General features: G+C 44.5%; 12 protein-coding genes. 5 read left to right on the plus strand and 7 right to left on the minus strand.

Annotated elements, in window-relative coordinates; genetic code table 11:
• The first annotated feature begins 37 nt into the window (after positions 1-37).
• From ACHUFI_RS03145 to ACHUFI_RS03160, 4 genes are all read left to right on the plus strand, one after another.
• The gene (locus ACHUFI_RS03145) at positions 38-790 is read left to right on the plus strand and encodes a helix-turn-helix domain-containing protein (RefSeq protein WP_394246829.1); all 753 of its coding nucleotides are present in this window, start codon (positions 38-40) and stop codon (positions 788-790) included.
• A 137-nt stretch (positions 791-927) separates the two neighbouring features.
• Complete coding sequence (locus ACHUFI_RS03150) at positions 928-2988, plus strand: VIT and vWA domain-containing protein (RefSeq protein ID WP_394246831.1); 2061 nt, start codon at positions 928-930, stop codon at positions 2986-2988.
• Positions 2989-3214: 226 nt separating this feature from the next.
• Positions 3215-5182, plus strand: coding sequence for a CHASE3 domain-containing protein (locus ACHUFI_RS03155; RefSeq protein WP_394246833.1), 1968 nt, complete (start codon positions 3215-3217; stop codon positions 5180-5182).
• A gap of 170 nt (positions 5183-5352) precedes the next feature.
• On the plus strand, positions 5353-5583 hold the full coding sequence (locus tag ACHUFI_RS03160; protein WP_394246834.1) for a hypothetical protein: 231 nt from the start codon (positions 5353-5355) through the stop codon (positions 5581-5583).
• A gap of 57 nt (positions 5584-5640) precedes the next feature.
• On the opposite strand, the gene ACHUFI_RS03165 is transcribed toward ACHUFI_RS03160, so the two are convergent.
• Entirely contained in the window at positions 5641-6585 is a 945-nt protein-coding gene (locus ACHUFI_RS03165) for an NADP-dependent oxidoreductase (RefSeq protein WP_394246836.1), read from the minus strand.
• 106 nt (positions 6586-6691) lie between these two features.
• Between ACHUFI_RS03165 and ACHUFI_RS03170 the strand changes: the two genes are divergently transcribed.
• Positions 6692-7612, plus strand: coding sequence for a LysR family transcriptional regulator (locus tag ACHUFI_RS03170; protein WP_394246838.1), 921 nt, complete (start codon positions 6692-6694; stop codon positions 7610-7612).
• Positions 7613-7628: 16 nt separating this feature from the next.
• On the opposite strand, the gene ACHUFI_RS03175 is transcribed toward ACHUFI_RS03170, so the two are convergent.
• The 6 genes from ACHUFI_RS03175 to ACHUFI_RS03200 all read right to left on the minus strand — a co-directional run bounded on the left by ACHUFI_RS03175 (position 7629) and on the right by ACHUFI_RS03200 (position 14443).
• Entirely contained in the window at positions 7629-8975 is a 1347-nt protein-coding gene (locus ACHUFI_RS03175) for a heavy metal sensor histidine kinase (protein ID WP_394246840.1), read from the minus strand.
• Positions 8976-8999: 24 nt separating this feature from the next.
• A complete protein-coding gene (locus ACHUFI_RS03180) occupies positions 9000-9683 on the minus strand; it encodes a heavy metal response regulator transcription factor (protein WP_394246842.1) in 684 nt (227 codons plus the stop codon).
• A 106-nt stretch (positions 9684-9789) separates the two neighbouring features.
• Complete coding sequence (locus tag ACHUFI_RS03185; protein WP_394246843.1) at positions 9790-10170, minus strand: DUF3316 domain-containing protein; 381 nt, start codon at positions 10168-10170, stop codon at positions 9790-9792.
• Positions 10171-10331: 161 nt separating this feature from the next.
• Positions 10332-11894, minus strand: coding sequence for a methyl-accepting chemotaxis protein (locus ACHUFI_RS03190; protein WP_394246844.1), 1563 nt, complete (start codon positions 11892-11894; stop codon positions 10332-10334).
• Positions 11895-12202: 308 nt separating this feature from the next.
• Complete coding sequence (locus ACHUFI_RS03195) at positions 12203-12550, minus strand: DUF3316 domain-containing protein (RefSeq protein WP_394246845.1); 348 nt, start codon at positions 12548-12550, stop codon at positions 12203-12205.
• Positions 12551-12823: 273 nt separating this feature from the next.
• Positions 12824-14443, minus strand: coding sequence for a response regulator (locus tag ACHUFI_RS03200; RefSeq protein WP_394246846.1), 1620 nt, complete (start codon positions 14441-14443; stop codon positions 12824-12826).
• Between the last annotated feature and the right edge of the window lie 47 nt (positions 14444-14490).

Here is a 14490-nt window from a genome sequence, read left to right on the forward strand (position 1 = left end):
GCTTCACAAGAAATTACAAACGGACGAGGGGACGGTTTTGTCGGAATCTATTCAGTTAGTTGCAGAGCTTAAAAAGCAATTAAAATTACACGGTGTGACTTATCAAGACATTGCTAAGGCATTGTCGTTAACAGAAGGATCTGTGAAGCGTTTATTTGCTCAGGGGAGTCAATTGAGCCTAGACAGGCTTGAGCAGATTTGTCAGTTGATCGGCTTGGAGATGGCAGAGCTGTTTAGATTGGCGAGTCGTGCCTCACAACAGTTGATGTCTTTGGAGTGGCGCCAAGAAGAGCAACTGGTGGCAGACAAAGGTTTACTGCTCGTTGCAGTTTGCGTGGTCAATGGCTACAAGTTTGAACAAATTGTGGAGCAGTATTGCTTTAGTGAAACCGAATTGATTCAAATGCTGGCTCACTTAGACCGGCTTAAAGTGATTGAACTGTTACCTGGAAATCGCATTAGACTCAAAATATCGCCATCATTTTCTTGGTTGGCGGGAGGGCCAATCCAACAGTTTTTCCAGCAACAGGTACAAGCGGAATTCTTTAAATCTAATTTTACTCAGCCAGACGAAAAGCTGTTGATGGCTACTGGCTTGATGTCGATACCGAGCAATCAAAAGCTTCAGCAACGTCTTCATAAATTGGTTCAGGAGTTTTACTCCACTTGTCAGCAAGACGATGAGTTAGATATGGATCAGCGTCATGGGACGTCGATGATAGTGGCTATTCGTCGTTGGAACTTCCCGTTATTTGATCAACTCGAGAATAAATCCAGCGATCCCAAATAAAAGTTACCTATAACACTCCTCTAAGTTACCTATAAGGTGACTTGGCGTTTATTGCTATTGCGATGATGGAATATTAGGCACTCTTCAGGTCAAGGAAACAGCGGAATACATTCTGCGTTCTAGCCAAGGAGCCAAATATGCCTATTACTAAACCATACCTATTTTATTGGAAGTGCTTACTCGCGATTCTATTTTTGATAGTGAGCACTTCTAGTTTTGCTAGCGGGTTACTCAATCCGATCAATAGTCAGTATCAAGCGCTTAAAATCCAATCCCATCACGTTAACGTTGTCATTGAAGATGGCTACGCGACAACGACCATCGAGCAGGAGTTCTATAACCCAAACCAATCTGAGTTAGAGGCGTTGTATGCTTTCCCGATTCCAGATAAAGCGGTAGTCGGGGAGTTCATCTATTGGATAAATGGACAGCCGGTAATAGCGGAAGCCGTTGCTAAAGCCCAAGCGGAGCAGATCTATCAAGACCAAAAAGCGCAGGGGAATGCGACCGCAATAACCGAGAAAAATGAATATAAAACGTTTGAAATGAGGGTCTTCCCTGTCCAACCACAGCAATCCGTGAAAGTAAGGCTGGTCTACCTGCAAGATTCACTGCTGGATCATTCCGTTGGTCACTATGTATATCCAATGGAGGAAGGCGGTGTCGATGAACAGCAAGCCGCATTTTGGAGCCGAAATGATACGGTAGAGCAGGACTTTTCATTCAATATCGAGATTAAATCGGCGTACCCAGTTGATGGCGTGCGTTTACCTAAACACCCACAAGCCACGTTTAGTCAATATAAAGTGCAGCAGCAAACCATTTGGCAAGCTGGCCTCTCAAATCGCTCAGCGATAGATGTTGCGAATACCAATGATGATGACAACCACTCCGCCCAAACCACGCCGTTTCAGCTTAACCAAGATATTTCGGTTTACTGGCGTTTGAAAAGTGGTTTGCCGGGTCGATTAGATATGGTGGCTTATCGCGACCCTCAACAAAGTTCGCGAGGCACGGTTAAGTTGACCTTTACGCCGGGTGATGACCTTTCTGTTGTGAACCAAGGCCGTGATTGGATATTCATTCTAGACAAGTCGGGTTCGATGGCTGGTAAGTATCAAACCTTAGTGGAGGGAGTGAGACAAGGGCTCGCGCGTCTGCCAGCCAACGATAGATTCCGTGTTGTGATGTTTAACAATGGTACAGAAGATTTGTCTCAAGGTTACCAGTCAGTCACCCCACAAAATGTACAAGCAGTACTGGATCGAGTTAGCCAATCGTCTCCGGAAGGAGGGACGAATTTATATGCAGGCTTAATCGAAGGGTTCGGGAGTTTAGATGCCGATAGGGCTAGTGGTGTGGTGTTAGTGACAGACGGAGTCGCTAATGTGGGGGTAACACATAAACAGAAATTTTTGGATCTAATGAAAGATCACGATGTGCGTTTGTTTACTTTTATTATGGGTAACAGTGCAAACAAGCCATTGCTAGAGCCAATGACTCAAATCTCAAATGGATTCTCGACGGTCGTCTCTAACTCAGATGACATTCTTGGTCATATGATGAATGTAACCAGTAAACTTTCTCACCAAGCGTATCGCAATATTAAGCTTGATGTGGATGGCGTGAAGATTGCCGATCTTACTCCGTCTCAAATCAATAGTTTGTATCGTGGTGAGCAGTTAACCGTGTTTGGGCATTATTTCAAATCAGGGACTTCAAAAGTGACATTGACTGCGACGGTAGCGGGTCAAGAGCGCCAGTACCGCACACAAATTGAGTTACCAGAAGTGGCCAATACCAACCCCGAATTAGAAAGGTTGTGGGCGTTCTCTTCGATTCAAGATATTAATCAGCGCATGAACTATCTAGAGCAAGCGGACTCTGACTCGGAAAAAGCGATTGAAGCGTTGGCACTAGAGTACGGTTTTCTAACGGATTACACCTCGCTGCTAGTGGTAGAAGATGCGGTGTTCGACCAACTTGGCATCGACAGAACCAACAAACTGCGCGTGGAAAAAGAGCAGTTGGCTCGAGAGAAGAGAGCAAGTCAATCAAGTAACCAACGCCGAGCCGATGAAGCTCAACCTATGTTTAACCAACCTGCGCCAAGCCATTCTGGAAGTGGTGGGGGAAGCTTAGGCTGGGGAGTATTATTGCTATTACCACTCGTACGCTGGATGCGAAATAGAAACTGAATGACTGAGTGGTAAAGGGTGATAAAGATAGAATAGAAACAATGAAGCGAGCGGTGAGAAATCACCGCTCGCTTTTTGTTTTTAGAACAGTAAAAGGTTAATAAATGAAATCTTAAGAAACCCATTGCTTATTGTGGTTAAGGGTGTCTAGTATGAATACGCGCCATAAAAACAATTCATACGGCCAATTTAAACGTCAGGGATATAAGTAGGTTAGGGACAACATATGAAGAAAATATCAGATCTTACAATCAGGAGTAGGCTGCTGTTTGGCAACATCGTTACTGTCGGGATTATAGCGATACTGTGCACCGTGGTTTGGAACTCAATTCGAACGATGAATCAAACGGACAATATGGTTACTCATACTTACAACGTGATTGATCATTCAAACGCTTTAGTGAATGCCATGGTCGATCAAGAAACGGGGCTAAGAGGTTACGCGATAGGGGGCCAAGAAGACTACTTAGAACCTTATCACTCGGGCAAAAAGGCGTTTAGTGAACATTTAGAAATAGTGAAAGGCCTAACCAGTGATAATCCAGAGCAACAAGCGCGTTTTGATGAAGTGGCGATAGATGCTGCGAGTTGGCAGGAATATGCACAAAATACCATTGAGCTGCGAGCGAATATTTATGAAGGGGAGTCTTACGTTAATGCACTCAAAGGGCTCATTGCTAGTGGTATCGGTAAAGCTCAAATGGACGGAATAAGAGCCGAGATCGATATTGGTCTCCACGAAAATGGAGACGAATTGCTCGAAAGTATCGTGAATATGGAAACTGGATTACGCGGGTTCATGCTCAATCGAGAAGAGACGTTTCTGGAACCTTATTATGATGGTCAAGAGAGAATTGAACAGCTACTCAGCACTATGCCTCCATCCCGTCTGACTCGAAATATCAATGGTTGGATTAACGATTATGCTACCAAGGCAATTGGTTTGGTTAGAGAGGTCAATCGCTATCGCTCTATCGATGATCTATACGTCAAATTAACGAAGAAGCAGGGCAAGCAATACATGGATGGCTTGCGTGATAAAGTTGCTGAAATTGTGGCTGTAGAGCAAGTTCTGATGAAGCAACGTCAACAAGCAGCAGCCTCCGCGTCTAACTTAGCGCTGACGGTAATAGCGGTTGGGGGAATCTCTACCGCCATCTTCAGTTTTGGTTTCAGTGCCCTTATTTCCAAAAACATTACTTCGCAAATTAGTGCAGTGATTGATATTGCTAAACAGTTAGCGAAGGGAGATCTTACGCTGAAGATCGAAAAAGGTGCGGATAATGAAATCGGCCAATTAACCAATGCGTTGAAATCAACCGCAGACAGTTTGAAAGAGATCATCGGCAATATGGCGGTCGCCAGTGAGAGGTTAAGTAGTTCATCGAGTCAGCTAACCAGTATTACTGTCAGCACCAATAATGGGGCGAATGAGCAAATGCACATGACAGATCAAGTGGCGGTCGCGATGAATCAAATGTCGATTTCGGTACAAGAAGTGGCGAAAAATGCGGTTGATACGGCGCAATTTGCCAGTGATGCAAATGCGGAAGCCAAGCAAGGTTTGGCGGTGGTTAGAGAAACAATCGAAAGCATCAATACTTTGGAAACTGAGCTTGATGGCACTATGGGGCAATTAAACGGTTTAGCTCAAGAGGCCAATAACATTGGTGGGATCTTGGATGTGATTTTGGATATTGCCGCTCAAACGAACTTACTTGCGTTGAACGCGGCGATAGAGGCTGCACGTGCTGGTGAGCAAGGGCGAGGTTTTGCGGTCGTTGCCGATGAAGTACGCGGCCTCGCGCAAAGAACCCAAGACTCGACTTCTGAAATTCAAAGCTTAATTGAACGCTTACAGAGTGGTACGCAAGATGCTGTCGAAAGTATGCAAAAGAGCAGTGATATTGTTCGCTCAAGCGTCGTAAAAGCTGAGAAGTCGGGTGGCGCATTTGACACTATTACTAATTCGATTGGAAAAATTCACGATATGAGCACGCAAAGTGCCAGTGCATCAGAGCAACAAAGTGTCACGGTTGAGCAGATAAATCAAAACGTGATGAGCGTGAATAAGATTTCTCGCGAGAGTGCTGACGGTGCCGAACAAACCGTGGAATCGAGCCAAGAGTTGGTGAGCCTGTCCGAGCAATTACAGGGTATTGTTGGGCAATTTAAGGTGAGTAAGGCGAGCTAACCCGTTCCACTATTTAAAAAGCGAGCTTAGGCTCGCTTTTTATTATTTGGGCCAACGTAAAAATTTATCGTTTAGAAAAAGGTGATACATAACTGAAATCACTATGAAAATACTGATACTAATTGGAGGAAAGTAGCGAGTCTTTTTTTGCCAATTTGAAGTTCAATATCATGTTGGTGATTATCGCCATCGCTGCGATCATCGTCGCGACGATCATTTGTATCTATCTGCTCATCCTAAAGCCAATGCAATCGACACTGGTTCAAGCTACCGCCAATATTTCGGACATGGCTGCTGCGATCAAAGTGACCGCTCAGGCCTTGGAAAGTAGTACCGATAAACAGCAACAAATCTGGAAGGAATTAGAGTCCGCTAAGGCCGAAGGATCACCAAGCCAATGAGAGTTAATGGCAGCTTTTGAACGCTGCCATGATTGAGGGAACAAACAGGACATAGTTTCAGCGTTTATATAAAGGGTCGACGATAAGCACAATTTTGCCGAGGGCAAGGTATTGTTCGCTGCGCTGGTGGGCGTGTTGGATTTGATCGAGTGGCCACACGCTATCGATCGGGACAAATAACTGGTGGCTCGCCACTAAGTCGAGAACATTGTCGAGATCTTCTTTGTTGTTTTCGACCCACATTCGAGTGAAAGCTATCCCGTGGACACTTGTCTTTGCATCTGGGATTTCATCAAATGTTGAGATCAGCCTTCCTCCTGATTGCACTGAACTCACTGTTTTATCAAGCAAAGCTGCCCCAGGTTTCGCGACAAAGGCTAGATCAAAATAGCCTAAGTTTTCCCATTCACTATCCCCCTCGACATGGAATTCGTCAGCCCCCAAACTTTTGACATAATCTTGTTTAGATTGCGAAGCGGTGGCGACAACATAGGCACCCGCGGCCTTGGCTATTTGAACTGCGAACGAGCCAACCGCTCCAGAAGCGTTGTGAATGAGCACTCTTTGGCCCGCGCGGATCTTCCCGTGTTTATGCAAGCCTTGGTAAGCCGTGACAGATGCCAAAGGAAGCGCAGCTGCATCAATGAAAGTCATGGCATCTGGTTTTTTGCTTACTAGGGTAGCGTCAACCGTTACAAATTCAGCGTTTGTGCCTTGTTGGTCTATCGGGGTAAATGAAAGCACTTTGTCGCCTTGGCTAAACCCCGACACTTGTTCACCAACTTGCTCGACGATGCCTGAACAATCCCAGCCGAGTATCAGTGGTAATGTATGAGTGTCAGTCTCGGCCATCATGCCATTTCGCAGATGAAAATCGACAGGGTTAACCCCCGACGCGACGACTTTGATTAATACTTGATTAGCATTAGGGACTGGGATCGGTCGCTCGTCAACGGTCAGTTCAGAGTGATTACCGTATTGTTTGATGAATGCTGCTTTCATATTTTTCTTCCTTGTTTGTGATAAAGACAGCTTCAGTATTCATGGGAATAACTATTTCTTCTAATTGATACTTGATATAACCATTATTCCCTAAAGGAATGTATTTATGGCAAAAGTTGATTTAAACCTAATAGTGATTTTCGATGCGATTATGCGGGAGCAGTCGATTTCGATAGCTGCTGAGCAGCTTGCCATGACGCAGCCATCGGTTTCTAAAGCGGTGTCTCGAATGCGTTATGCGTGGCAAGATCCTTTGTTTATTAAACATGGACGAGGTATTACTCCCACGCCTTATGCGAAGCAGTTGTGGCAAGAGATCTCTGAACCATTGCACCTGATTAATCATTCGGTGTCCCCTCCAACTTTTGACCCTATGACATCATCGACTCAATTGAGAGTGGCGCTTACGGATGGGATTAGCAGTCTGTTTTGGCCTAGGCTAAGGCAGATTATTGAATCAAGAGCGCAGGCCATCGATCTCTATTCTGTCCCTTTTAAAGGCAATGGACAGAAGCTGTTACTGGATGCTGAAGTGGATTTGGTTCTCGATTACTACCCATCCACTCATCCTCATATCACTGTGAATGATTTGTTCGAAAATAACTTCACGTGTGTAATGAAAGCTGATCACGAATTGGCGGATAGGGAGCTTGATCTGCAATCTTTTTGCGATGCTGACCATTTACTGGTGTCGTTATCGGGCGACCCAAGTGGCGTCGTAGACAGCAGCTTGAAAAACTTAGGTCTGAAAAGGCGAGTGGCCATGACAGTGAATAGCTTTTCGTGTGCCATCGAACTGCTACAAAGTGCCAATCTAATCTGTGTGATGCCATATTCAATGGCCAGTAACGCGATTGCAAAAGGTCAGCTGATACAGAAAGTATTACCTTTAAAGGTAATGCCAGCCCCTATATCGATAGCTTGGCATAAGCGCAACCAACGTAATCTAGCGCTTAAGTGGCTAATCAGAGAAGTACAAGCAATCGTGTGTGACGAACCAGAGGTTTTCGATTGGAAAGAAAGTTAATCGGTTAAGAGCGTGTCTAAGGATTACTTCCTATTGTTTCGATGGTTAACGTGAACGTTGTTTTCCCTTCTTCTGAAACTAAATCTATGTCGCCATTATGAAGCCGAGCGATAGAGCGAGTAATGGATAACCCTAACCCAGCTCCCGCACTTGAAGTGTGGGCCCTTGATTTATCTACCCGATAAAAACGGTCGAAAATATAGGGTAGCGAGGCTTCTGGTATCACTTCACCAAAGTTTGATACCGCAATGTGGCTGTGGGAAGCGCTTTGGTTAATAGTGACGTCGATATTGGAGTGATCATCACTGTGACGAACGGCATTAGATAATAAATTACCGATCGCGCGCTTAATCATGTTTTTGTCCGCGGTGACGCGTGACGTGCCAGATAAAGCGATCGTTATCTCTTTTTCATCTCCCGCCATTTCGTAATAATCCGCGAGCTCTTCAGCAAGATCGGCTAACTCAAAGGCTTCATTTGTCTTAAGCAGCAAATTATGTTCAGACTTAGCCAAGTAGAGCATGTCAGTGATGGTTTTTGTGATTCGGTTAAGCTCTTCGATATTTGAAATCAGGATGTTTTGATATTCATCAGACGATCTAGGTTGGGAAAGTGCGACTTGCGTTTGAGTCATCATATTGCCCACTGGGGTTCTGAGCTCGTGCGCGATATCCGATGAGAACTCAGATAAGCGCTCGAAGTCGCCTTCAAGCCTATTTAGCATCTCATTAAACCCTACTACTAATGGCATGAGCTCTTTAGGGAAACCGTGAGCTGGAACGCGAATATCGAGCTGATGAGTCGTGATATTGCTAACGTGACGTTCTAAACGTTTGATAGGTGCGAGCTCTTTTCGAGCGATCAGCCAGCCAAGTAAACCACTGATCACACTAGCCAGTAGGGTAGTGAAAATCAGCACATTGCTAAACCCATGAATAAAAACCTTATGGTGGTTGATTGTCACACCGATGACGGCGTGCACACCGGGGCTGTTTTCTAAGTGATACATCTTAGCGCGAAAGCTATCTTGCCCGTTGCTCCATTCAAACTTCATATCACTATCTCTGACCGTAAACCCATCCGGTAAAGAGACATTTTGAGAACGGTATATGAGCTTTTCGTCTTCAATTAGCCATAGTTTTGTATCGCCGGCTTCGAAAAACTCCCCAAACTTTTCGATAAAGTTGCCATCCATACGCAGTTTATCGATTGTTCGAAACTTTTGATCGATGTGGAAGTAATCCTGCTCATAAAAATGGTGCTTAATAGAGTACAAAGTCACCCCACTAAAGACGCACAGTACAATTAAGGAAGCGGTAAAGTAGGAGAAAACTAATCGGTTGGTGATGGATTTAAATAACATTGCGTTAGGCTTTAAAATATGGAGTTAGGCTTCTGGTTCATCAAGTAAGTAACCCATCCCACGAATGGTATGGATGAGTTTAGGCTCGAAGTCTTTGTCTATTTTGGCGCGTAATCTTTTGACCGCGACATCAATCACGTTAGTGTCACTATCAAAATTCATATCCCAAACGGAAGAGGCTATTTGCGTTCTCGACATCACTTCTCCTCTTCTTTGCATAAAGAGCTCAAGCAAGGAAAACTCTTTAGCAGTTAAATTGATGATGTGGCTTTCTCTGGTTACGCGTCTACGCAGTAAATCAATGGATAGATTTGCGATTGTGAGAGTAGACGGTGTGTGATTTGTGGGAGATTGACGTTTTAATACGTTGCGGATTCGTGCCAACAGTTCAACGAATGCAAAAGGCTTAACCAGATAATCATCGGCGCCGAGCTCTAATCCTTTGACTCGGTCTTCAACTTGGTCGCGAGCGGTGAGCATAATGATGGGCGTTTCAATGTCGCTGCTTCTTAAGGTTTGAAGAACTTGCCAGCCACTTAACATTGGCAGCATGACATCAAGTAAGATGATATCAAAGTTATCGCTCGTAGCCTGATAGAGGCCGTCAACGCCATTTGAAGCATACACACAGCTATATCCAGACTCGGATAGCCCTTTTACTAAGTATTCGCCAGTTTTGGCTTCATCTTCGATAACCAGTATTTTCATTGGTGCCTATAAGGAGATTGTGGCGAGGTATGTACCACCTAGTTTCGAGGTTGAATTTTGAAAAATGTGTTGAAGGTATAGACTCTTCAACACATTGACCAGTAGGTTAGCTATTTCCATCACGTCGTAGGTATTGATAATGAAGGTTGACGATGCCTTTATATTGCAGTTTGCCATCTTCATTCATGAACTCTTGTGTGGTGACATAAGCGCCATCTTTCAAACTAATGCTATTAGTTTCTTTGGAAGTATACGTGTAGACATTGAATTCCTGCTTGAGTTCAATTGGAGAGCTTTCTTTGAGGTTATTTAGAAGCTGTAAAGCGTCTTCGTAAGCGGTAGCTTTGGTCTCTGTTGGGGTAGTTTGAATCGTTTTCTGCGTTGATACAACCGTGTAGTTGCCACTTGCATTAAGTGAAGCGGCAAATGAAGGGGCACTAAGTACGAGTGCTGCCGAAGTTAGTATACAGGTGATAGTCTTTTTCATAATTTCGTTCCTAGTCTTTGGTTCGAAATAAGACTATCAATGTGAGGCTGACAACAATGGGTCGCGAAAATGACATTTGTGTCATGTTTCCAAATTTGTCACCCTGATAAAGAGCCGAGTAGAGAATCGGATCTTTATATAGAAGGTGGGATATGTATGCTTTAGCTGGTTTTTCTGAATTGAACGACGAGTTTACCCTGGGAGTCTAAGTTGGTGACTAAGCCTTCGCATTCGTCTCGTGTGTCTCCTGCCAAAATGCTGGTTGCCGCGCAGACTTCACTGATGGATTGTACGCTTGAGTTCATGTCCTCGGTCACTCTTGCCATCTCCTCAATCGAAGTCGCAATTTGATTGTTTCGGTCTGAAATATCAGAGACTTGATGGATCAGTACGTCGAGCTTTTCCCCGGATACTTCTGCGCTGCTGACACAAATCTTCGACAATTGATTCCCTTCATCCATGGCTTGCACGGCTTTTTGAGTACTGCTTTGAATCAGAGATATGACTGCTTGAATTTCTTCTGTGGATTCATGACTTCGTTGGGCAAGTGTTCTTACTTCATCTGCCACGACAGCGAAACCTCGGCCTTGCTCGCCAGCACGAGCGGCTTCTATTGCAGCATTGAGTGCCAATAAGTTGGTTTGCTCGGCAACACCTTGGATTACGGTCAGTACGTCGCCAATAGTTTTTCCATGCTCTTCTAGCTGTCCAATAACACTTGAGGCTTCATTGAGTTGTGTGGCTAGCATTTGAATGGATTCAACAGTTTGCTGAACCGCGGTAACGCCTTCAGTAGCAGCGGTATTAGCACTAATGGTCGCTTCTGAAGCGCTCTGTGCATTATGAGCAATTTCATTGGCAGTCGAGTGCATCTCGTTGATGGCTGCTGCAACTTGCTCTGTTTCAGCTGTTTGCCCTTCGAGATTGACGGCGGTGGTATCACAGTTTTTAGAGGATGACTGAGCGGCATTACCTATTTGCTCGTTAGAGTCTTGTATGCGCCCGACAATAGCATTGATTTCGGATTGGCGCATTTTCATTGCCAGTTCGAGCTCTGCAAAATCATCGATATGTTGGGTATAAACCAATTCCATAAGCGGGTTGTCGAACACCTTTCTTGCTTGCTCGGTTAGGCTTTCGAGGCGACGTGTCATACTGTAGATTGTCGCGACGGCGCTTATTAAGAAAAACCAAATACCCGCACCGGAAAGCAGAGATGAGTCGATGAACGCGCTAATTGTAGCAAGTGGCACTAGAGCGAGGGTGACTCGCTGCCACAAGCGAGTACGTGGCCCTTTGAGCTTAGAAGGTACTTTCCCTTGTTTTAACTGCGCATAAATTTTTTCGGCATTGTCGACGTGTTCACGACTCGGAGACAAACGAACCGATTGATATTCTATTGTTTTGCCATTTTCTTTGATTGGTGAGGCAAACGCATCCACCCAATAGTGGTCCCCATTTTTGCATCGGTTTTTTACGATGCCCATCCAAGATTTACCTTGCTTCAAGTGCTCCCACATGTCTTTAAATGCTTCCGAAGGCATATCTGGATGGCGGACGATATTGTGAGGTTGACCTTCTAGCTCTTCGAGCGTAAAACCGGCTACGTCGCAGAATTCTTTACTGGCATAGGTAATGTGGCTGCTTGGAGAGGTGACGGACAGTAAGTTGAAACTGGCTGGGTAAGTCACTTCTTTTTGTGTGACAGGTTGATTGATTCTCATGAACGCCTCGAGCAGGGATTTGAGTTATTGAAAAAGCCAAATCTTCGGACGTTGAATAGGTGCGTTAGTTATATTTTTTGTGCACCTTAATGGTATAGCTTTAGTTGATGTAAAACTCAATAAACTAAGCGCATATTTGCTGTAAATCTGATTTACGTGCAAGTCTGTTCATTGGTTTTAATTGGCGGGTTTCTTGGAGGGAAACGAGGTGCTATTTTCTGCGAACAAAAACGAGTTAACCCGCAGAGCTTAACTCTGCGGGCTAGGCTGCTTTCCATTGCATTATCACGTTCTCTTCTTGAGGTGAACTAGCTGTCGCGCTTGTCGTTGAATTTGTATTGGTAATCAACATCTAGGATTGCACGATATTGAATTTCACCACGCTCTACTGCGAACTTTTCAACCGTCACTTCCATACCATCAATTTTGAATGTCTGTGCTTTAGGCGTTGCGCCGGAAGATGGCAATGCTTGTGAGAGTTCGTAAGAGGACTTAGTGTTTAGCTCGTCCATCATGTCGTATCCAGCTTCAAATGCTTCTTCTTGAGTCGCGTAGCCGTCTGATTTGAGTTGCGTACCTGTGCTGTATGTTGAGGTCGCTGCGAATGCTGTTGAGCTAAGAACAAGAGCTGATGTAAGGATGATTAGTTTTTTCATAGGATTACCTTCTTTGTAATAGTTATTACCAGTTTGTTGGTGACATTAATCCTATCAATCCCCAGGTAAATTGGGTGTCAGTGAACGTAAAGTAGCGGTCATTTTTAGTAAAGAGAACCTTACTTATGTCAAGGAATTGTTTAAGTGATTCTCTAGATGAATATCTATTTAGGCTTGGAATTTGCGCCTGACTTTATGGTGACAAAGCGAAGCTTTAAATGAAAAAAGCCAATCACAGAGATTGGCTAGTTGAGCGAGTAGTCGCAGCTCTTTCTATAACGAGATAGAGAATGCAGGCGGCAGAGCCGTTCTTGGTTCAGCGTTGGTTAGGCTGTGAAGCCAGCGAGCCCAATTGGGCGGCAGTGCGAGCTGATCGAGTTCAAAGAGTAAGTCTGGGATATTTAGGCTCGGCCGCTCTTTCGCCCCTCTCAATGCGTATAAATATTCCATTTTGACTTCAGTTGAATAGGGGTACTGTGCAATGACCTTTTCATAGGCTGTGATCAAGTGAGCGTCGTTTTTATCCAATTTTTTCAACTCTCCTGTTAGGCGAGCTAGCATTTGATGATCAAAAGGAGAGTTACCTAAGGTCAGTGAAGGTGATGAGTTATTTGTAGAGTGGGTAGGCAGCAACTTTTCCATGTACTGACGTAACCAGTTTTCCCCTAAAAACTCTAAGATTGGAAGTGCTTCCCGCACGATGGTGGCTGGGCACTTAGACAAGTTGTCGTAGTGTGTTGAAACGGCCTGCAATACTTTCTTATGGGCGCCTTTGAAGTTTTGTTCATGTATCCAAATACGGCATTGGAATAACTGCTGATAACACAGTAAGTGCGCCTTACGAGAAGTCGTGAGCTTTTTTTCGGCATTTTGTACAAATACGCTGAAGTGCTCAAGGAGCTCTCGTTTCGCACTGCTGCGTTCACTGTGCAGGTAAACGGCTTCAAGGTAGTGGCTATACTCAACGATGGAGTTTAGCCAGTGGCTATCGGCTAATGAAAGGTGGCGAGAGAATGAGTGACCAATTGTGATGAGGCATTCTCGTCTATTGAGTAGCGCAGCGAGGCGGCTCGCATGTATCGCGCGTTCACTGATACTAGGTGTTAATTCAAATCCTTTTAATGCCCAGTTTAGAGCATCGGAAAACTTCCCCTGTTGCTCGTAAAGGTTGGCTAAGCAATCCATGATTTTAAGCGATAGAGGTTTTTGAACAATGTAGTCAGAAAGCTGATTTATGGCTTCATCTACGTTGCCTTCTTTTGACACCAACATAGCGTGTGCGTATTGCTTGGTTGGATGGCTAGAGGACGTAGAATACGCGAGGTACTCTGTGAGAGTGTCCCACTGATTTTTCTGAATCAATAAATCGATTAGGCTCGATTCTAAACTGATGGCGAAATCGACTTGCTCCATCAGCACGATAAGATCACCAGTTAGCGAAGGTGATGGCGATTTGAGCCGTTCAATAATTTGTTGCAGCAGTTCACTTTCTTTATAGATGGCGTTGATCTTGTCGCCGAGAGACTTGGTATTAATCGGCTTAGTTATAAAGTGCTTAACTTTGCCCGAAAGTGACGTCAACACTGTCTCATGGCTCGAGTCCCCGGAAATAATTAATACACCGGTAGATTCATCGATAAGACGGTTTTTGTATAAGAGAGTTGTTAGTTCATGGCCAGTGAGCGTCTGCTCTAAATGGTAATCCATGATCAAAATATCGTAGTGGCGAACGCCTACGGCTTTGATTGTTTCTTGGTAAGAATCGACCGCAACAATCTGTTCGTACCTTAGCCCCAGGCCAACGAGCTGCTGTTTGATTAGCATTGAAGAGGTTTTTGAGTCATCAATGATGAGAATGTTGATATCATCGAGGTACTGCGTTTTTATCTCCACTGTTAATCCTTTACAAATGACGAGACTTAAAGTGAGTGTAAGTAACT

The sequence above is a fragment of the Vibrio profundi genome (assembly GCF_043642225.1).
GTDB lineage: Bacteria > Pseudomonadota > Gammaproteobacteria > Enterobacterales > Vibrionaceae > Vibrio > Vibrio profundi_A.

Excerpts from the sequence above, each read along its gene's own strand:
- ACHUFI_RS03150 (WP_394246831.1), top strand. The coding sequence starts at position 928 with ATGCCTATTACTAAACCATACCTATTTTATTGGAAGTGCTTACTCGCG.
- ACHUFI_RS03155 (WP_394246833.1), top strand. The coding sequence starts at position 3,215 with ATGAAGAAAATATCAGATCTTACAATCAGGAGTAGGCTGCTGTTTGGC.
- ACHUFI_RS03160 (WP_394246834.1), top strand. The coding sequence starts at position 5,353 with ATGTTGGTGATTATCGCCATCGCTGCGATCATCGTCGCGACGATCATT.
- ACHUFI_RS03165 (WP_394246836.1), bottom strand. The coding sequence starts at position 6,585 with ATGAAAGCAGCATTCATCAAACAATACGGTAATCACTCTGAACTGACC.
- ACHUFI_RS03170 (WP_394246838.1), top strand. The coding sequence starts at position 6,692 with ATGGCAAAAGTTGATTTAAACCTAATAGTGATTTTCGATGCGATTATG.
- ACHUFI_RS03175 (WP_394246840.1), bottom strand. The coding sequence starts at position 8,975 with ATGTTATTTAAATCCATCACCAACCGATTAGTTTTCTCCTACTTTACC.
- ACHUFI_RS03180 (WP_394246842.1), bottom strand. The coding sequence starts at position 9,683 with ATGAAAATACTGGTTATCGAAGATGAAGCCAAAACTGGCGAATACTTA.
- ACHUFI_RS03185 (WP_394246843.1), bottom strand. The coding sequence starts at position 10,170 with ATGAAAAAGACTATCACCTGTATACTAACTTCGGCAGCACTCGTACTT.
- ACHUFI_RS03190 (WP_394246844.1), bottom strand. The coding sequence starts at position 11,894 with ATGAGAATCAATCAACCTGTCACACAAAAAGAAGTGACTTACCCAGCC.
- ACHUFI_RS03195 (WP_394246845.1), bottom strand. The coding sequence starts at position 12,550 with ATGAAAAAACTAATCATCCTTACATCAGCTCTTGTTCTTAGCTCAACA.